The sequence below is a fragment of the Kribbella sp. NBC_01484 genome (genome assembly GCF_036227145.1).
Taxonomy (GTDB): Bacteria; Actinomycetota; Actinomycetes; order Propionibacteriales; family Kribbellaceae; genus Kribbella.
Genome location: NZ_CP109437.1, coordinates 7831648 through 7849218, shown reverse-complemented (window position 1 = coordinate 7849218; position 17571 = coordinate 7831648). Strand labels below are relative to the sequence as shown.

Below are 17571 nucleotides of genomic sequence, written 5' to 3'. Positions count from 1 at the left end.
AACCATCGGTTGCAGAAAAGATCTGCCCGTGCCGTGCGGGAAGATTGAGCTGACCTGAACTGTTGTGAAGGTCCACGAGGAAGACGTGGGGAGGTGACCGGATGTCAGGCATGATGCGCCCGGGCATGGGTGCGGCCAGTTGGCGCCGCCAGGACGAGTCAGTCGTCGGGAAGAAGCTCGCGAAGGGCACGCTGCGCCGGATCGTCCGGTTCGCCAAGCCCTACCGCTGGTACATCACGCTGTTCCTGGTCCTGGTGATCATCTCCGCTTTCCTGGTCATCGCCTCACCGTTGCTGTTCAAGAAGATCGTCGACGACGGCATCAGCAAGGGGAACGCGCCCCTCGTGACCGCGCTCGCTCTGGTCGTCGCCGTCCTCGCGGTGCTCGAGGCCGCGCTCGGCCTGATGCAGCGCTGGTTCTCGGCGCGGATCGGTGAAGGACTGATCTTCGACCTGCGCACCAAGGTGTTCTCGCATGTCCAGCGGATGCCGGTCGCGTTCTTCACCCGGACCCAGACGGGTGCGCTCGTCTCGCGGTTGAACAACGACGTGATCGGCGCCCAGCAGGCCTTCACCTCGACGCTGTCCGGCGTGGTCTCGAACATCATCAGCCTGATCCTCGTGGTCGGCGCGATGCTGGTGCTGAGCTGGCAGCTGACCGTGGTCGCGATCCTGATGCTGCCGATCTTCCTGATCCCGGCCCGGGTCCTCGGACGCCGGCTGGCCACGATGACCCGCGAGCAGATGAACCTCAATGCGGAGATGTCGACGTCGATGACCGAGCGGTTCAGCGTCGGGGGAGCGCTGCTGGTCACGCTGTTCGGTCACCCGTCGATCGAGGACCGCGACTTCGGCGAACGCGCCGGCCGGGTCCGCGACCTGGGCATCCGGATCGCGATGGTCGGCCGGGTGTTCTTCACGGCGCTGACGCTGGTCGCGGCTCTCGCGACGGCCCTGGTGTACGGCGTCGGCGGCAACCTCGCGGTCCGCAAGGCGCTGACCGTGGGGACACTGCTGGCGCTCGTCGCGCTGCTCGGCCGCCTGTACGGACCATTGACCGCGCTGTCCAACGTGCGCGTCGATGTGATGACCGCGCTGGTCTCGTTCGAGCGTGTCTTCGAGGTGCTCGACCTGGAGCCGATGATCAAGGACAGCCCCGGCGCGCAGGACTTGCCGGCGGGCGCGGCGAGCGTGGAGTTCGAGCACGTCGCGTTCTCGTACCCGACGGCCGAGCAGGTGTCGCTGGCGAGCCTCGAGTCGGTCGCGGTTCTCGACAAGCGCGTGTCGGCGCCGGTGCTCGAGGATGTCAGCTTCGCCGTCCGCCCCGGTCAGATGGTTGCCCTGGTCGGCCCGTCCGGCGCCGGCAAGACCACGATCACGAACCTGGTCGCGCGCCTGTACGACGTGGCCGGTGGCGCGGTCCGCGTCAGCGGCCACGACGTACGCGATGTCACGCTGCGGTCGTTGCACGACGCCATCGGATACGTGACGCAGGACGCGCACATGTTCCACGACACGATCCGCGCGAACCTCGCCTATGCGAAGCCGGGCGCGTCGGACGAGGAGATGATCGAGGCGCTCCGGGCCGCGCAGATCTGGGACCTGGTGTCGTCGTTGCCCGATGGTCTGGACACCGTGGTCGGGGATCGCGGGCACCGGCTGTCCGGTGGCGAGCGGCAACGACTCGCGATCGCCCGGTTGTTGCTGAAGGCACCGCAGATCGTCGTCCTCGACGAGGCGACCGCGCATCTGGACTCCGAGTCGGAGGTCGCCGTCCAGCGGGCGCTCGACACCGCGCTGGAGGGACGTACGTCGCTGGTGATCGCGCACCGGCTGTCCACCGTGCGGAACGCCGACCTGATCCTGGTCGTTGACCACGGCAACATCGTCGAACGCGGCACCCACGAGCAACTGCTCGCCGCGGGTGGCGAGTACGCTGACTTGTATCACACGCAGTTCAAGGAAACCGGCACAGCGGCAGGTGTCTGATCCTACGGGGCCGGCTCTTTGGGCTGCTGGTCGTGCTCCAGCAGATGGAGCACCGGTACGCCGAGGTGGCGGCGGGCCGAGTTCGTCCAGTCGAGGTGGAAGAACTCCGCGACGAGGTGCCCGCGAGTCAGGATGATGACCTCCTGCCCGTGCACGTGGTCCACGGTCGCGACCAGAGCGTCGATCGGCCGTTCGTGGGTGATGCCGCCCTCGGCGTTCTGACCGAGATCGCGCAGCCGCTGGACGCTCCGCCCGGTGCAGCCCTTCGCCTCGGTGTCGATCGCCTGCTGGGCCTCGGCGAGGTCCTGGCGCTGGGTGGCGAGCCCCGGCCCGTAGAGATCCGCGGTACCGAGGGCGCTGATCGAGGCCTCCACGCCGGCCTCCGCGTTGTGGCACGGCACGAGCACGTGGTACTTGACCGGCTCGGGCATGTCCTGGTGCAGGCCGGCGACGCGCTTGGCGTCCGGCTCGGACAGTTCCTGTTCGACGAGCAGTACGACGTCGTACATCTCGCAACCTCCGGTTCCTACCAGTCGGTATGCCTCCATGATGCCCCTTGTACCCACCAGGAGTCAGCTGGATCGCTCCAGTTGCCGCCGGCCGTAGGTACGGAGCGCACGCAGCAGATCGATCTCCCGAAACGCGGGCCAGTAAACATCGCAGAAGGCGATCTCCGACCGCGCCGTCTGCCAGAGCAGGAAGTCCGACATCCGCAGCTCGCCGCTGGTCCTGATCACCAGCTCCGGATCCGGCAGGTCCGGCAGGTAGAGGTGCCGCCGGATGTCGTCCTCGGTCAGCGCAGCCGCGACCTCCGCCGCCGAGCGGCCCGACGCGGCTGCCTCGTCCAGCAGTTCCCGGACGGCGTCCAGCACCTCACCCCGGCCGCTGTACCCGATCGCGATCGTCAGTTCGCCCGCCCCTGAGCGGTACCGGGTCTCCTCGACCGCTTCCTTCAGCGCGCGAGCCGTTGAATCAGGCAACAAATCCAGCTGGCCGGCGACATGCAGCCGCCAGTTGTGGTCGCGTCGAACGTGGTCGGCCAGGACGGTCTCGGTCAGGTGCATCAGATAGTCGACCTCGGCCGACTCGCGCCGCCGCATGTTGTCCGCGGACGCGACCCATGCCGTGACACAGCGGATCCCGGCCTCCGAGCACCACTGCAAGAACAGCTCCAGGTGCTCCGCGCCGAAGCGGTGGCCGATGCGTACGTCGTCGTACCCGGCGCCCCGTGCCCAGCGGCGGTTTCCGTCCATGGCGATCGCGACGTGCTGCGGCATCGGCAGGCCGGCCAGCTGACGTCGCAGGATCCCGGCGTACAGGCGATACAGGGCCCTCATCAATTCAGCGCCGGATCAGCGTTGCGCGCTGGACAGGACGTCGGCGAGGTCGAACTTCACCGGCTCCTCGAGCTGCTCGTACGTGCACGACTCCGGCGTACGGTCCGGGCGCCAGCGGACGAACTGCGCCGTGTGCCGGAACCGGATGCCCTCCATGTGGTCGTAGCGGACCTCGACCACCAGCTCCGGGCGCAGCGGTGTGAACGAGAGGTCCTTGCCCGCCTGCCAGCGGCTGCCTTCGGCGTTGCGCGGCGTCCGCACGCCCTCCTCCTGCTTGGCCCACGCCCACGGATGGTCGTCGAACGTCGTGACGAGCGGCTGCATCTCCTCGAAGAGCTCCTTGCGCCGCTCGAGCGGGAACGCGCCGATCACGCCGACGCTGGCCAGTGTGCCGTCTTCGTTGTACAACCCGAGCAGCAGTGAGCCGATCCGATCCGGGCCGCTCTTGTGGATCCGGTACCCGGCCACCACACAGTCCGCCGTACGCTCCGGCTTCACCTTGAACATGACCCGCTTGTCCGGCTGGTAGAGGCCGTCCAGCGGCTTCGCGATCAGCCCGTCCAGGCCGGCGCCCTCGAACTGCTCGAACCACTGCCCGGCGGTCGCGTGATCGGTCGTCGCAGGCGTGACGTGGATCGGTGCCTTGACGCCGGCGAGCGCGTCGATCAGCGCGGTACGGCGTTCCGCGAACGGGCGCTCCATGTAGTCGTCATCCCCGAGCGCCAGCAGGTCGAACGCGACGAACCGGGCCGGGGTCTTCTCCGACAGCATGTTCACCCGGCTCGCGGCCGGGTGGATCCGTTGCTGCAGCACCTCGAAGTCGAGCCGGTCGCCGGACTCGCCGATCACGATGATCTCGCCGTCGATCGCGCACCGCTCCGGCAGGTTCGCCTTCGCCGCCTCGACCAGCTCCGGGAAGTACCGGGTCATCGGCTTCTCGTTCCGGCTGCCGATCTCGACCTCGTCACCGTCGCGGAAGATGATCGAGCGGAACCCGTCCCACTTGGGCTCGTAGCTCAGTTCCCCGCGCGGGATCTCCTTCACCGGCTTGGCGAGCATCGGCTTGACCGGTGGCATCACAGGCAGTCGCATCCCGTCATTCTCACCCACGCACCAACTCCGCACCTACGGGACGCGTCCCACAGCTGAGGATGAATTGACCAACTCGGGAGGTTGATCATGAGGATCAAGGGTCTTGGTAAGGGTGGAGTCATGGCGGCGGCGCTGGCCGTTACCGCTCCACTCGTGCTCGCTGGCGCGGCGGCTCCTGCGGTCGCGACGAGCGCTCAGACGACGGCGGTGATGTCGTGTCGCGGTTCCGTCGTGCGGCTCGACCCGGTGACGTACGCCGACCGCCTGGTACGCGCCTGGGGTCGCGGCGACCGTGCGACGGCGGCCTGTTACGGAACCGCGAGCACCGTGCGAGCGCTGTTCGCGCAAGCGTCGCCGGGTGGCATCCACTGGCGCCGGGTCTCGGCGGAAGGCGCCCTAGGGACGATCTTGGTGACCTACCACGACGACGCCCGTGGCGGGAATCTGACCGTGGGCGTGCAGAATGCGGCGCCGGAGCTGCGAGGGCCGGGTGGCTGGCACGCGGCGTACACCCTGCGCTTCATCGGTGAGCCACGCGCCTGGAGCCCGGTGCAGTGGTCCGACAACCTGGTCCGGGCCTGCGGTCGTGGCGACTCGAAGTGGATGTCGTACTACGCAACGCCCGCGGTGAAGAAGGCACTGACGCACATCTCGGCCGTCGGTGGTCCGAACTGGCGCCGCGTCTCGACGGAGGGTGCGGCAGGTACGACGTTCGTGACGTACCGCAACTCCACAACCGGTCACCGGTTGACCATCGGAATCTCGAACGTCAGGCTCTCGCGGGGCGACGCACACGTCGCCTACCTGGCGAGCTACCGCTGACCGCGTGCCCGGCCGCCCCCGGGCCCAAGGTTGGACACCGAACCGGCCTGGACCGACAATTCGGTGTATGACATCGGCGCCGGTGGAGGGGACGCGTCCATCGGACGCCGAGCGGGACCGCGCCCTGGCCGTCCTGCGCGAGGGCGCCGGGTCGGGCCGCCTGTCGCAGGACACCTTCATCCGGCGGATGAACTTCGTGCTCCGCGCCCAGAGCCGCGGCGAGCTCGCCAACGCGATCCGCGACCTGCCCCGAGCCGAACCCCGCCGCCCCGGGTGGATCCGGCAGTTGCGTCGCAGCGTCGACACGATGCTCGCCACCTTTCCACAGTTCGCCGTCGCGCGACGTACGCCGGCCCTGCCGCTGCCCGGACTCGCGCTGCCGGCCCCCGGCTCGCCGACCGTCCGGATCGGCCGCGGTCCTGGCGCGACCCTGCGCCTGGCCGACGTCTCCGTCTCCCGCTGCCACGCCGAGCTCCGGCACGTTGACGACGGCTGGATGGTGCGCGACCTCGGATCGATGAACGGGACCGAGGTCAACGGCTCGCGCATCACCACGCCGGTCCGGGTCCGTCCCGGCGACCGCATCCGGTTCGGAGCGGTCGCGTTCGTGCTCACCTGGACAGATCAGCCGTAGGGCTTGCATCCGGTACCTGGGTACAGGTTTACCGTCGATCCATGGACACCGACTGGACCCCTTCCGCTTGCACCCTTCCGACCGCCGAGTTGCCGCTGCGGCGCGCCGAGTTCGACCAGCTCTTCGCCGACTATCTCCGCGGCGCCGACCGCGTCGACCCGCACACCCTCGACCTCCTCCTCGCCGCCGACTCTCGCGCGACAGCCACCGACCTGACCGCCCGCGAGAACGAATGCTGTTCGTTCTTCACCTTCACCTTCACCGAGGCACCGGACGACAGGATCCGGCTCCGGATCCACGTGCCGCCCGCGTACGTCGCCGTACTCGACGGGTTGAGCGAGCGGTTGCCGCGGTGAGACCTGGAGAGGTCGCGGCCGCGGCCGGTGTGAACCTGCAGACCTTGCGGTACTACGAACGCCGCGGGCTGCTCGACGAACCGGTACGCAGCCTCGGCGGGCACCGGATGTACTCGCATGACGCGGTCACGACGTTGCGGGTGATCAAGGCGGCCCAACGGCTCGGGTTCACGCTCGCGGAGGTCTCGGAGTTGCTCGACACGGCCAGGCATCGGCATGCTCTCGGCGAGGGAGCCGGGCTGCAGGCCCGAGCGCGCCAGAAGCTGGCCGATGTGGAAGCGAAGATCGCCGACCTGACCGTGATCGCCGAGACCCTGCGCGCCGGGATCGCCGCCGGTTGCGACGATCTGCAGACCTGCGCGGGTGCCCCGGACTGCCCGCTCCCGTTCACCGACCTCGGCCAGGGCGACCGCTCGTGACCGTACTGCGGTCGATCGGGCTGTTCGTCCTGGCCGCGCTGGCAGAGATCGGCGGCGCCTGGCTGGTCTGGCAGGGCTGGCGCGAACACCGCGGACTGTGGTGGATCGCGGGCGGCGTGATCGCGCTCGGAGCCTACGGCTTCGTCGCGACCTTCCAGCCCGATCCGAACTTCGGCCGCATCCTCGCCGCGTACGGCGGCGTGTTCGTGGCCGGCTCGCTCGTGTGGGGGATGGTCGTCGACAAGTTCCGCCCCGACCGCTGGGACCTGCTCGGCGCAGCGATCTGCCTGGTCGGCGTCGTGATCATCATGTACGCGCCGCGCAGTTCCTGATCAGCGCTCCGCGACGATGCGGCCGCCGTCGAGGAACGGGTCGAACGACCCGTGGGCGCTCGTACCATCCTTGGCCGGGATGACCTCCTTCGAGTACTGGGCGATGTACACGCGCCGGTTCCGGTCGGTGAGGTTGGGTCCGCTGCGGTGGATGACGACGCTCGAGAAGACCACGATCGAGCCCGCCCGGGCGGTCATCGGGATGCCGGGATCGCTGCCGAAGTAGCACACCATGTCGTTGAGCTCGGGGTCCTGGAGGTGCTTGATGTACGACCTGATGCCGGACCGCGAGTACGGCAGCAGGTAGACCGAGCCGTTCTCCTCGGTGACGTCGTCGAGGGCGATCCAGCAGGTCAGGTAGGGCTCGTGGTCCTCGTGGACGTAGCCGGAGTCCTGGTGCCAGGCGAACGCCGTGTTCGGGTCGCCGGCCTTGATCACGTACTGCTCCCAGAACAGGTACGCCTCGTCGCCCAGCGTCGCCCGGCAGATCTCGGCCATCGTGTCGCTGAACAGGAACTGCCGCAGTTCGGGCCGGTCCTGGTAGATCATGCTGCTGAAGTACCGCTTGCCGCGGTGGTTGATGCCGAGCGAGTCGGTGCCGGCGGCATCCATCGCGGCGTCGAGTTTGTCGATCGAGTACTGCGCTCCGCCGCGCAGCAGCTCGAGTTGCTCGTCGGTGAGCACGCTGTCCAGCACGAAGTAGCCCTCGTCGCGGAACTGTTCCAGGTGCTCGCGCGTGACCAGGTCGGTGGTCGATGTCATCGTGCGGTCCTCCGGTCGATCGGCTGGTCCCTTCCACCGAGAACGCTAGGGCGGCCGCGCCGGACAGAGAATGTCTGCACGCGACCCGGGCATGAACATTTTGGCGTTTCGGGCTGGGTACTGTTGCCGGCATGAGTGAGCGGACGATCCTCACGACGCCCTCGACGTGATGCTCGCCGCCAAGCGCTCAGCCGCCGAGGGCCGCGTGATCGAGGTGACGAGCCCGTTCCCCGACCTCGACTACGGCACCCCCGCCGGCCCCGCGGAAGCCGCCCGCCCGGCCCACGACCCTCGCACCTCCTGAGCTGGGGCCCCCGTCTCAGGGGATGAGGACGACCTTGCCGGTGGTGGCGCGCGTCTCCAAGGCGCGGTGGGCCGCCGCCGCCTCGGAGAGCGGGAACGTCGTCGTGAGCGCGTGCCAGCGGCCTGACACGGTCTCTTCGAGTGCCGCCGCCTCGAGCGCGCGCAGCTGGGACGTCATCTTCGCGCCGAGCGCCCAGCCGGCGGTGAGGCCGCGGGCCATCAGATCCTCGTGCGTGAACTCGATCGACCCACCACCGGACCAACCGAACATCAGCACGCGCCCACCGACCCCGAGTAGCTCGAAGGCCCGCTGGCCGCTCGCGCCGCCGACCCCGTCGAGCAGGACGGTGATCTCCCGATCGCCCAGCTCCGCCTTCAAAGCACTCGCCCACTCGGGATCCGTGTAGTCGATCGCGTACTGCGCACCCAGCGAACGGACCAGGTCGACCTTGGTCGGTCCGCCGGCCAGCCCGATCACGGTTGCACCCGCGTTCCGCCCGGCCTGGACCAGGTAGCTGCCGATTCCGCCCGCGGCCGCCGTCGCCAGGACGACATCGTCCGCGCTCAGCTTGGCCTGGCTCAGGATTCCGGCCGTCGTCCGGCCGGTCCCGATCGCGGCGACCGCCTGCGCCGCGTCGACGTGGTCGGGGAGTTCGTACAGCGACTCCACCTTGGCCACCGCGAGTTCGGCGTACCCGCCGGGGACCATGCCGAGGTGTACCACCACCCGTTTGCCGATCCACGACGAGTCGACGCCGGGCCCGACCGCGGTGACGCGCCCGGAGACCTCGCGGCCGGGGATCGTCGGCAGCTCCGGCACCGGGATCGGGCTACCGCCGGTCGAGCCGGACCTGATCATCGTGTCGACCAGATGGACCCCGGCCGCCTCCACCTGAATGAGCACCATGCCCGGATCGGGGGTGGGATCCGGAGCCTCCTCGTACCGTAGGTTCTCCGCCGGACCGAACTCGTGCAATCTGATCGCCTTCACACCGACCGAGGCTAGAACCTCAACAAACATTGAGGTCAAGCTATCCCACTTTCTTACTTTGTGTATTAAAGTGCGGAGCGAGGGAGGGTGACGTGGCGAAGATTCTGAAGGGTGCGAACGCGCAGGAGACGCACAGCGCGATCCTCGACCTGATCCGCTCCAGCGGCACGGTCACCCGGGTCGACCTGGCGGAGCGGTCCGGCCTGACCGGCGCGTCCATCTCCCGGGTGGTCAAGCAGTTGCTCGCCGACGGCCTGATCGTCGAGACCGGCCTCGGCGACCCGACCGGCGGCAAGCGGGCGACGCTGCTGCAGTTCAACCCCCGTGCGCGGCACGCCGTCGGCATCTCGATCGACACGCCGAGTACGACGTACGTCGTCACCGACATGAGTGGACGGGTGATCGAGCAGGTGTCGTCGCGCGGCATCGGCCGCGACGCGCCCAGCACTGCCGTCAAACGGATCACCGCCGAGCTCGAGGACCTGATCGTGAAGGCGGAGATCGAGCCGGCCACCCTGGTCGGCGTCGGGGTCGCCCTGGCCGGTCGCCAGGGCGGGGGAGGGCAACGGCTGCTGCGGACGAACTCGTCGAAGTACGCCTGGGAGCCGTTCGCCGTCCGTGACACCCTGCGGGCCGCGATCGACCACCCGATCGTGGTGGAGAACGACTCGACCTGCGCCGCGATCGGCGAGTTCTGGGCCGGCCGGATCCCGTCGGTGAACGACTTCGCCACCGTCTACATGGCGGCCGGTTTCGGGCTCGGCCTGGTCACCGACGGCGACGTGTACCGCGGCTCGTCGTCGAACGTCGGCGAGATCGGCCACATGGTCCTGGACGTGAACGGCCCGGAGTGCTGGTGTGGCAGCCGCGGCTGCCTGGAGAGTCTCGCCGCACCGGCGGCCGTGGTGAAGCGTGCCGAGCAGGACGAGGCGCTGGTGAACGAGCTCGCCCTGCGCGGCCGGCAGCTGGCGGTCCGGTCCGACTTCGCGAAGATCGCCCGGCTCGCGGCCGCCGGCGACCAGCGGTGTGTGCGGCTGATCGAGGAGTCCGCGACGTACCTGGCGAAGGCGCTGCTGTCGATCACGAACCTGCTCGACCTCGACCAGATCATCCTCGCGGGTCCCGGCTTCAGCGAGGCGGGCGGCCTCTACGTCCGGATCGCGTCGGCCGAGATCAACCGGCTGTCGTTCGTCCGCGCGATGCACCCGACCCGGGTCGAGCTCTCGAAGCTGGGCCCGAGCGCCGCGGCCCTCGGCGCCGCCTCCCTCGTCCTCCACAGCCAGCTCACCCCCCACCAGAAGTCCAGCCGCTAGCCAACCGCAGCAGCCGGGCCGCGATCTCGTTGACGGACTCGAGCGCGAAGATCACCCCCAGCGCCTTGGGTGACATCCGCATGGCGACCGGCTGCCGGGCCCTCGGACAAGACCTGGTGGGCCGCGACACGTTATTGCGGCTCTTGTGTCGTTTCCGTGGGTGAGCGGTCCTTGCGGTGTCGGTGTCGGTGTCGGTGTCGGTGTCGGTCTGGCGGGATCGTTGCTGGTGCGGACCTGAGGCACTCACCGACCTCACCGTCGGGTCATCACCGGCGCAGGTCTGAGCGGGACCGGCCAGGGCGGTGTCTGCTGTTGGTGAGTGACACAGATCCGCGCCACGGACCCGGACCGCCCTGCCGTGGTCACGTCCGTTGCCTGCGGTGCCCCGCCCGCGCCGTCCTCGCCCGCGCCGTCCTCGGCCGCGGTGTGGATCGGAGCTGTGGACGACGGCCAGGGTCGACTTTGTGCACCAGATCCGTACGCCGAGGCCGTCGCCGTACGGATCTGGTGCACAAAGTGACCGCGATCCCGGACCCCCAGTCCGCGTCGGACCAGGTCGGCGGTCCGCGTCGGACCGGGTCGGCGGTCCGCGTCGGACCGGGTCGGCGGACCGGGTCGGCGGGGACGCGTGGCGCTCCGGCTGTCGTGCAGCCGGCGGGGTGGTGGTCCGCTGGGATGGGGTTGGTCCAGCGGCTGACCAACTGCCGGGGCCTGGGACACGTACTGGTGGGTTGGGACACGTTATTCCTTGTCCCAACCCACCAGGAGGTGGCCCACTCCCCCCGAGAGGTGGCCCACTCCCCCTGAGAGCTGGCCCACTCCCCCGAGAGCTGGCCCGCCCCCCGAGAGCTGGCCAGTTGAGCGTCTGGCCGGCTGAGGGTGGGCCGGTAGCTTCAGCTCAGGTAGTCCTTCAGCCAGAGGCCGCTCTTCTTCACGGTCCGCTGCTGGGTGACGTAGTCGACGTACACGATCCCGAAGCGCCGGCTGTAGCCCCAGGCCCATTCGAAGTTGTCCATCAGCGACCAGGCGAAGTACCCCTTCAGCGGGAAGCCCTCGGAGACGAGGTCCTGGCAAACCGCGGTGTGCTGCTGCAGGTAGTCCAGCCGCTCGTCGTCCTCGACGGTCCCGTCCGCGGTCAGTTCGTCCGGGTACGCCGATCCGTTCTCCGTCACGTACAACGGCAACTCCGGCGCCATCTTGTTGATCGTGACCAGGATGTCGCGCAGTCCGGCGGCCTGGATCGGCCAGCCCATCTGGGTCTGCGGCAGACCGGTGTCGACGGCAGCGACATTCTCACTGCCGGGCTGCGTCGAGGGACCGGGTGTGGAGATCGGCCCGTCCGGTGCGGCGACCGTGGTCGGGCAGTAGTAGTTCACGCCGATGAAGTCCAACGGCGCCGAGATCACCGCGAGATCGGCCTCCTGCGCGGCGAACCATTCGGTCAGCCCGGTGTCCTCGAGCACGTCGGCCGGATACGTGCCGGCGAGCAGCGGATCGAGGAACATCCGGTTCCGCAGTCCGTCCACCCGTCGCGCGGCGTCGAGGTCCGCGGCCGAGTCCGAGGCGGCGTGGATCGGCGCCGGGTTCAGGGCGATGCCATACGAGCCCTCTGACGACCGGAGCGCCTCGAGCGCCAGCCCGTGCCCGAGCAGCAGATGGTGCACGGCCTTCAGCGCCTCAGCACCCTCGGTCCGTCCCGGCGCGTGCTCGCCGTTCCCGTACCCGAGGAAGGCCGAGCACCATGGCTCGTTCAGTGTCATCCAATGCTTGATGACGTCCGACAGCGCGTCGTGCGTGACAGCCGCATAGTCGCGGAACCGTTCGGCCGTGGACCGCACGAGCCAGCCACCCGCGTCCTCGAGCGGCTGCGGCAGATCCCAGTGGTAGAGAGTCGCGTACGGCGTTACGCCGTTCTCCAGGCAGGTTTCGGCGAGCCGCCGGTAGAAGTCCAGACCGGCGGAGTTCGTCGCGCCGGAGCCGGCCGGGACGATGCGCGGCCAGGCGATCGAGAACCGGTACGCCGTCAGGCCGAGGTCCGCCAGCAGCCGGATGTCGTCGGCGAACCGGTGGTAGTGGTCGACGGCGACGTCACCGTTGGTGCCGCCGGAGATCTTGCCGGGCGTGTGCGCGAAGGTGTCCCAGATGCTCGGGCCGCGCCCGTCCGTGGAGACCGCGCCTTCCACCTGGTACGACGCGGTCGCCGCGCCCCAGGTGAAGCCTGATGGGAAGCCGTTCGTCACGTCGTCTCCTTTGTTCCTTCAACCCAGTATCGCTCTTGGGGGACGAGGCTACCTAACCGGTTAAGGAGCTCAGCTGGAAGGTCGGCCTCGAGCGATGTGATCAACGCGTCGACCCGCGAAGGCTTGCTGATGCCGACCACGGTCCCGGCGATGTCCGGGTTGTCCACCGAGTGCCGGAGCGAGGCGGTGGCGAGGTCGGTGCCGAACTCGTGGCAGGCCTTGTCCATCTCGGCGACAGCTTCCAGTACGGCGTCCGGCGCGTCGCGGTACGCGTACTTCGTGGCGCCCTGCGGGTTGGCCAGGATCCCGCCGCCGTAGATCGCTGCGTTGACCACCGCGATGCCGTCACCGGTCGCCCGGCAGATCAGGTCGCCGGCCGAGTGGTCGACGAGGCTCCACCGGTTGTGCACGAGCAGCACCTCGAAGCCGCCGAGGTCGAGATAGCGGCCGAGCTCGACGGTGTTCCCGCCGGCGAGCCCGACATGCCCGATCTCGCTGTCGGCCCGGAGTTGCATCAGCGTGTCGACGGCCTCGCGCATCGAGTCGAAGTCGTGGAACTCCGGATCGTGCAGATAGACCAGCGGGAGGTCGTCGAGCCCGAGCCGCTCCTTGCTCTCGGCAACACTCGCGCGCACCCGGGCGCCGGAGTAGTCCTGGCCGCGGGCGTCGACCTTCGTCGCGACCAGGAAGCCGTCCGGGAGACCGCCGTACTCGCGGATGGCCTGGCCGATCCGCAGTTCGCTCTCGCCGTCGCCGTACCCGTTGGAGGTGTCGATCCAGGTGAGCGGGCTGTCGAACACCCGCAGGACGAGGTCGACCGCCTCCTGCCGGGTCACGTCGTACCCGAAGACCGCGGGCATGCCCGAGATCGCGCTGCCGCCGGCGCAGACGGCGGACACGGTCAGTCCGGTGGAACCGAGGGGCCTCAGCCAGTCGTCTCTCATGCCTCGGAGCCTACGGCGAACGCGAAGCCGTCGGGATCGACGTAGACACTCGTCCCGTCCGGCGCGGTGGCCGTGGTCAAGTCCGTCGGGGGGTCGCCGGCGAGTTCGGCGTACGCGAAGCCGGCGACGTCGAGCTGGGGCTCGCGGGAGGTCTTGTCCACCTCGTAGGTGAACACCTCCAGGACCGTGTCGCCGCCCTTGAGGTAGCCGATGCTGAAGCCGCGCTGGTCGTGTGGTTGCTCGATCGTGCCGATGAACGAGAAACCGTAGTGCTCGTGGTAGTAGTCGCTGGTCGCGGCCCGGTCCTCGATCGTCACCGCGACGTGGTCCAACCGCGGCCGCCGCGGTACGCCGAGGGCACGTTCCCGTGCGACTCCGTCGGCGTCGAGCACAGCGGCGTACTGGAGATCGCCCTGGATCATCTCGAGCAGCGTGCCGTCGGGATCGTAGAAGAAGCAGATCCGGACCTCGCCCTCGGCATCGAGCGGATCCAGCTTGAACTCCACCCCGGCGGCCTTGAGCACGTCGGCCCGCTCGTCGAGCCGGTCGACCTTGAAACCGATGTGGCGGAAACCCTTCTGCAGATCGTCCGGCGACCAGGTGCTCTGATCGCGGCCGTTGCCCACGGCCCGTAACTCGATCGTCGCGGTCACCGCGTCGAGGACGGCGCGCTGCGGCGTCGGCTCGCCGACCACGCGGAGCTCCAGGAACTTGGTGTAGTACTCGACCGAGCGCTGCACGTCCGTGCAGTTGACCACGACGTTCTTGATCGGCATAAGACCTCTTCCAGTCAGCTAGTTCTTGACCGCGCCGAGCATCATCCCGGCGACGAACTGCCGCTGCATCCGGACGTAGACGATGACGACCGGTACGACGGACAGCGTGAGGCCGGCGGTGAGCGCCGGCCAGTTGGTGGAGTACTGGCCCATCAGGGTGAACAGCACGGGTTGCAGGGGGAGTGACTCGGTGTTGCGCAGGACCGTGTTGGCGATCAGGAACTCGTTCCAGGTGGAGAGGAACTGGAAGATCACCACGGTCGCGATCCCGGGCCGGGTCAGCGGAAGGATCACCCGCCGGAAGATGGTGAGCTCGCTGCCACCGTCCACCCGGGCCGCCTCGATCAACTCGTCGGGCAATGTCTGGAAGAACGCCCGCATCAGGAACATCGCGAACGGCGCCGAGCCCGAGATGTAGAGCACCAGCAGACCGGCCTGGCTGTCGAGCAGCCCGAGCGATTTGAGCTCGAGGTAGAGCGGGATGATCAGCGCCGTCGACGGCATCATCAGGGTCGTCAGCAGCAGCACGAACAGCGTGTTGCGGAACGGGAAGTCGAGCTTGGCGAACGCGTACCCGCTGAGCGTGGCGAACACGAGGACGCCGATCACCGTGACGGACGTGATCCAGACGCTGTTCCAGAAATGCAGCGGGAACTCGATCGAGGTCCAGGCTTCCTTGTACGCCGTACCCGTGAACTTCCGCGGGATGATCGGTCCGTTGAAGATCGTGTTCTGTTCGCGTAGCGACGTGAGCAGCATCCAGACGAACGGGAACGCCATCAGCACGCAGAACGGCAACAGCACGAAGGTCGCGAACGACTTGCCGACCCAGGGCTTGTGCGCATTCGTGACGCTCATCGATCAGCCCTCCTCGTCAGCCAGAGCTGGGCGATGACGGCCAGCGTGCAGAGCACCATCGTCACGACGCTGAACGCGCTGGCGTAGCCGAGTTGCGGGATCGAGCCCGACGTCGAGCCGAAGGCGAGCGAGTAGAGGTAGGTGCCGAGTACCTCGCTGGCGTGGTTCGGCCCGCCGCCGGTCATCACGAAGATCACGTCGAATGCCTTGAACCCGTTGAGTAGGCCGAGGCTGACTATCAGACCGGTGACGACGCGCAGGCTCGGGACCGTGATGTGCCGGAACTGCTGGACGGTGTTGGCACCGTCCATCGCCGCCGCCTCGTAGAGGTTCGGGTCGATGCTCTGCAGACCGGCGAAGTAGATCAGCATGGTGAAGCCGAGACCGCCCCAGACCGTCACCACGACGATGGCCGGCAGCACCGTCTTCTGATCGGCCAGCCAAGGATGCTGCAGGCTGTCCAAACCGATTGCCCCGAGCAACCGATTGAGTGTGCCGATGTTCGGGTCGTAGATCAGCTTCCACAGCACGGCGGACACCACGAACGACACGATGCCCGGGATGAACAGGATGGTCCGGACCACGATGCCGACCTTCGACCAGACCACGTTGACCAGTACGGCGATGACGAGGCCGAGGAACGTGAGCACTGCCGTGGTGACACCGGTCAGCACCAGCGTGATGATCAGGGCTCGCCGGGCCACCGGGTCGTTCAGCATCCGGCTGTAGTTGTCGAAGTTCACGAATCTCGGCGTACCGAAGCCGCCCCAGGAGGTGAGGCTCAGGTACGCCGTGTAGAGGATCGGCCAGAGCACGAACCCGAGGAACAGCGCGAACGTCGGCAGCACGAACAGGTAGCCGGCGATGCGCTGCGATTTCCTCAGCGGCGAACCGAACCGGTACGGCGGCCGCTGGGGGAGCGGTCGCCGATCGGCCGGAGCGACGTTCTTGCTCGAGAGGGCAGTCGCCATCCGATCAGCCGCCCTTGGCGTTCTGCACGGCCTGCTGCATCTCCTTGGCGACCGCGGCCGGTTCTCCCTTGCCGTCGAAGATCTTGGCGAGCGGATCGCCGGCCGCCACGGAGCCGGGGCCGAACGGGATGTGCGGGCAGCCGTCGCCGTCGAGCAGCCAGGATGTCATCTGCTTCATGATCGGCAGCTCGATCCGGCTCGCCGCGCTCTTCGTCGCCGGCATCGAGTTGGACTCGTTCATGGTGGGGGAGTACTGGTCGGCGGAGTACATGAACTTCAGGAACTCCAGCGCGGCGTCCTTGTTCTTGCTGTTCGCCGACACGGCCCAGCCGGCGCCGGCCTGGTTCGCGGTCCAGTGCCGCTTGCCGGCCGCAATGGCCGGGGTCTTCATCACCTTGTACTTCTTGTTGAACGCCGGCGTCGCGTCCTTGGTCAGGCCCTGTGGCGTCCAGCTGCCGTTGAACAGCATCGCGGCCTTCTCGGTGTAGAAGATCTGCGGCGCCTGGTCTCCGCTGGTCCCGGTGGTGCCGGGCTGGAAGACGCTGCCGTTCACGATCTTCTGCTGCAGCTCGATCGCCTGCACGACCTTCGGGTCCTCGTACGTCGCCCCGTCCTTCAGCTGGTCGAGTTTGAGGTAGAAGGTCGGGTCGTCGGCAACTTGCGTGATGAGCGGAAGGAAGAAGTCCAGGGAGCTCGTCGTCGGGTTGCAGCTGAGCGCCACCGGGAACTTGCCGGTGGCCTTGATCTTCGCCGCCGCCGCGATCAGGTCGTCCCAGGTCTCGATCTCGTCCTCGCCGACGCCGGCCTTCTTCAGCAGGTCCGGGTTGTAGAACAGGCCGAACGTCTGTGCCATCCAGCCGACCGCGTACTGCTTGCCGTCCAGGGTGTACTCCTGGTTGGCCGAGTCGAAGAAGTCCTTCAGGAAGTCGTCGCCGAGCTCCTGCTTCAGGTCGGCGGAGATGCCGCCGGTGCCGTAGGTCAGCGCCCGGGTGTGCGGCGCGAAGATCTCCGGGACATCGCCACCGGCCACCGCCGCCTGCAACGCGGGCAGGTACTGGTCCGGGGTGCCGAAGATCCGGTTCTCGATCGTGATGTTGCTGTGTGCTGCCTGGAACTTCTCGATCAGCTTCGGGAACTGGTCCTCCTGGTCGTTGTACCAGGACCACATCCGGACCACGGCCTTCCCGCCGCTCGTGGTCCCGCCGCCGCTGTCACTGCCGCCACAGGCGGCCAGTGTGGACCCCAGTCCGAGGGCCGCCGCGCCACCACCCAGCGCGCCCTTGAGTACCGTCCGCCGCCGTACGTGCCGTTCGCCCATCGCCGACTCCTAGTCGCTCACCTCACGAACCTCACATCAACTTCCTAACTGAAAGTAAGAAAGTGGTCAAGGTCCGGGACTGCGCTTTCCGACTTTTCCGGAGCTGCGGCCCGGC

Annotated in this window: 19 protein-coding genes; 8 read left to right on the top strand and 11 right to left on the bottom strand. The window is 68.2% G+C overall.

Translation table 11 applies throughout. The annotated features are described in order from the left end of the window. Window positions 1-101: 101 nt before the first annotated feature. A complete protein-coding gene (locus OG555_RS37945; protein WP_329478129.1) occupies window positions 102-1988 on the top strand; it encodes an ABC transporter ATP-binding protein in 1887 nt (628 codons plus the stop codon). Between the two features lie 2 nt (window positions 1989-1990). Here the strand turns inward: OG555_RS37945 and OG555_RS37940 are convergent, their stop codons facing one another. The 3 genes from OG555_RS37940 to OG555_RS37930 form a co-directional block, all read right to left on the bottom strand. Continuing rightward, window positions 1991-2497 carry a hypothetical protein gene (locus tag OG555_RS37940; protein WP_329478127.1) on the bottom strand — a complete coding sequence of 169 codons (507 nt, stop codon included), beginning with the start codon at window positions 2495-2497 and terminating at the stop codon, window positions 1991-1993. A gap of 63 nt (window positions 2498-2560) precedes the next feature. Beyond that, window positions 2561-3325: a polyprenyl diphosphate synthase gene (gene uppS / locus OG555_RS37935; protein WP_329478125.1), complete on the bottom strand. Its 765-nt coding sequence runs from the start codon at window positions 3323-3325 to the stop codon at window positions 2561-2563. Between the two features lie 15 nt (window positions 3326-3340). Then, window positions 3341-4417 carry an ATP-dependent DNA ligase gene (locus OG555_RS37930; RefSeq protein WP_329478123.1) on the bottom strand — a complete coding sequence of 359 codons (1077 nt, stop codon included), beginning with the start codon at window positions 4415-4417 and terminating at the stop codon, window positions 3341-3343. A gap of 87 nt (window positions 4418-4504) precedes the next feature. Between OG555_RS37930 and OG555_RS37925 the strand changes: the two genes are divergently transcribed. The 5 genes from OG555_RS37925 to OG555_RS37905 all read left to right on the top strand — a co-directional run bounded on the left by OG555_RS37925 (window position 4505) and on the right by OG555_RS37905 (window position 6980). After that, on the top strand, window positions 4505-5239 hold the full coding sequence (locus OG555_RS37925) for a hypothetical protein (protein ID WP_329478121.1): 735 nt from the start codon (window positions 4505-4507) through the stop codon (window positions 5237-5239). A 67-nt stretch (window positions 5240-5306) separates the two neighbouring features. Then, complete coding sequence (locus OG555_RS37920) at window positions 5307-5873, top strand: DUF1707 and FHA domain-containing protein (RefSeq protein WP_329478118.1); 567 nt, start codon at window positions 5307-5309, stop codon at window positions 5871-5873. A gap of 41 nt (window positions 5874-5914) precedes the next feature. Further along, complete coding sequence (locus tag OG555_RS37915; RefSeq protein ID WP_329478116.1) at window positions 5915-6229, top strand: hypothetical protein; 315 nt, start codon at window positions 5915-5917, stop codon at window positions 6227-6229. Then, complete coding sequence (locus OG555_RS37910) at window positions 6226-6648, top strand: MerR family transcriptional regulator (protein WP_329478114.1); 423 nt, start codon at window positions 6226-6228, stop codon at window positions 6646-6648. Before OG555_RS37915 ends, OG555_RS37910 begins: the two co-directional genes overlap by 4 nt. After that, on the top strand, window positions 6645-6980 hold the full coding sequence (locus tag OG555_RS37905; protein WP_329478112.1) for a YnfA family protein: 336 nt from the start codon (window positions 6645-6647) through the stop codon (window positions 6978-6980). The genes OG555_RS37910 and OG555_RS37905 overlap by 4 nt, the downstream gene beginning before the upstream one ends. Here OG555_RS37905 and OG555_RS37900 read toward each other — a convergent pair whose 3' ends face one another. After that, window positions 6981-7742 carry a phytanoyl-CoA dioxygenase family protein gene (locus tag OG555_RS37900; RefSeq protein ID WP_329478110.1) on the bottom strand — a complete coding sequence of 254 codons (762 nt, stop codon included), beginning with the start codon at window positions 7740-7742 and terminating at the stop codon, window positions 6981-6983. 169 nt (window positions 7743-7911) lie between these two features. Between OG555_RS37900 and OG555_RS37895 the strand changes: the two genes are divergently transcribed. Beyond that, window positions 7912-8046, top strand: coding sequence for a hypothetical protein (locus OG555_RS37895; protein WP_329478108.1), 135 nt, complete (start codon window positions 7912-7914; stop codon window positions 8044-8046). A gap of 15 nt (window positions 8047-8061) precedes the next feature. On the opposite strand, the gene OG555_RS37890 is transcribed toward OG555_RS37895, so the two are convergent. After that, window positions 8062-9036 (bottom strand): zinc-binding dehydrogenase, encoded by a 975-nt coding sequence (locus tag OG555_RS37890; protein WP_329478105.1) that lies wholly within the window; start codon window positions 9034-9036, stop codon window positions 8062-8064. A gap of 92 nt (window positions 9037-9128) precedes the next feature. On the opposite strand from OG555_RS37890, the gene OG555_RS37885 reads away from it, so the two are divergent. Beyond that, window positions 9129-10349 carry an ROK family transcriptional regulator gene (locus OG555_RS37885; protein WP_329478103.1) on the top strand — a complete coding sequence of 407 codons (1221 nt, stop codon included), beginning with the start codon at window positions 9129-9131 and terminating at the stop codon, window positions 10347-10349. A gap of 893 nt (window positions 10350-11242) precedes the next feature. On the opposite strand, the gene OG555_RS37880 is transcribed toward OG555_RS37885, so the two are convergent. Genes OG555_RS37880 through OG555_RS37855 form a run of 6 tightly spaced genes read right to left on the bottom strand, consistent with a single transcriptional unit; the run spans window position 11243 to window position 17456 of the window. Continuing rightward, complete coding sequence (locus OG555_RS37880) at window positions 11243-12589, bottom strand: GH1 family beta-glucosidase (protein ID WP_329478101.1); 1347 nt, start codon at window positions 12587-12589, stop codon at window positions 11243-11245. Beyond that, window positions 12586-13533, bottom strand: coding sequence for an aldo/keto reductase (locus OG555_RS37875; protein WP_329478099.1), 948 nt, complete (start codon window positions 13531-13533; stop codon window positions 12586-12588). Before OG555_RS37875 ends, OG555_RS37880 begins: the two co-directional genes overlap by 4 nt. Then, window positions 13530-14309, bottom strand: a complete 780-nt coding sequence (locus OG555_RS37870) for a VOC family protein (protein WP_329478097.1) — start codon at window positions 14307-14309, stop codon at window positions 13530-13532. The genes OG555_RS37875 and OG555_RS37870 overlap by 4 nt, the downstream gene beginning before the upstream one ends. 18 nt (window positions 14310-14327) lie before the next feature. Beyond that, on the bottom strand, window positions 14328-15167 hold the full coding sequence (locus tag OG555_RS37865; RefSeq protein ID WP_329478095.1) for a carbohydrate ABC transporter permease: 840 nt from the start codon (window positions 15165-15167) through the stop codon (window positions 14328-14330). Further along, window positions 15164-16138: a carbohydrate ABC transporter permease gene (locus OG555_RS37860; RefSeq protein ID WP_329478093.1), complete on the bottom strand. Its 975-nt coding sequence runs from the start codon at window positions 16136-16138 to the stop codon at window positions 15164-15166. The genes OG555_RS37865 and OG555_RS37860 overlap by 4 nt, the downstream gene beginning before the upstream one ends. A 4-nt stretch (window positions 16139-16142) precedes the next feature. Beyond that, window positions 16143-17456, bottom strand: coding sequence for an ABC transporter substrate-binding protein (locus tag OG555_RS37855; protein ID WP_329478091.1), 1314 nt, complete (start codon window positions 17454-17456; stop codon window positions 16143-16145). Window positions 17457-17571 lie beyond the last annotated feature (115 nt).

Coding starts and splice junctions, on each gene's coding strand:
- OG555_RS37895 (WP_329478108.1), top strand. CDS start 7,912: ATGCTCGCCGCCAAGCGCTCAGCCGCCGAGGGCCGCGTGATCGAGGTG.
- OG555_RS37870 (WP_329478097.1), bottom strand. CDS start 14,309: ATGCCGATCAAGAACGTCGTGGTCAACTGCACGGACGTGCAGCGCTCG.
- OG555_RS37930 (WP_329478123.1), bottom strand. CDS start 4,417: ATGCGACTGCCTGTGATGCCACCGGTCAAGCCGATGCTCGCCAAGCCG.
- OG555_RS37945 (WP_329478129.1), top strand. CDS start 102: ATGTCAGGCATGATGCGCCCGGGCATGGGTGCGGCCAGTTGGCGCCGC.
- OG555_RS37920 (WP_329478118.1), top strand. CDS start 5,307: ATGACATCGGCGCCGGTGGAGGGGACGCGTCCATCGGACGCCGAGCGG.
- OG555_RS37860 (WP_329478093.1), bottom strand. CDS start 16,138: ATGGCGACTGCCCTCTCGAGCAAGAACGTCGCTCCGGCCGATCGGCGA.
- OG555_RS37900 (WP_329478110.1), bottom strand. CDS start 7,742: ATGACATCGACCACCGACCTGGTCACGCGCGAGCACCTGGAACAGTTC.
- OG555_RS37925 (WP_329478121.1), top strand. CDS start 4,505: ATGAGGATCAAGGGTCTTGGTAAGGGTGGAGTCATGGCGGCGGCGCTG.
- OG555_RS37940 (WP_329478127.1), bottom strand. CDS start 2,497: ATGTACGACGTCGTACTGCTCGTCGAACAGGAACTGTCCGAGCCGGAC.
- uppS (WP_329478125.1), bottom strand. CDS start 3,325: ATGAGGGCCCTGTATCGCCTGTACGCCGGGATCCTGCGACGTCAGCTG.
- OG555_RS37865 (WP_329478095.1), bottom strand. CDS start 15,167: ATGAGCGTCACGAATGCGCACAAGCCCTGGGTCGGCAAGTCGTTCGCG.
- OG555_RS37855 (WP_329478091.1), bottom strand. CDS start 17,456: ATGGGCGAACGGCACGTACGGCGGCGGACGGTACTCAAGGGCGCGCTG.
- OG555_RS37875 (WP_329478099.1), bottom strand. CDS start 13,533: ATGAGAGACGACTGGCTGAGGCCCCTCGGTTCCACCGGACTGACCGTG.
- OG555_RS37915 (WP_329478116.1), top strand. CDS start 5,915: ATGGACACCGACTGGACCCCTTCCGCTTGCACCCTTCCGACCGCCGAG.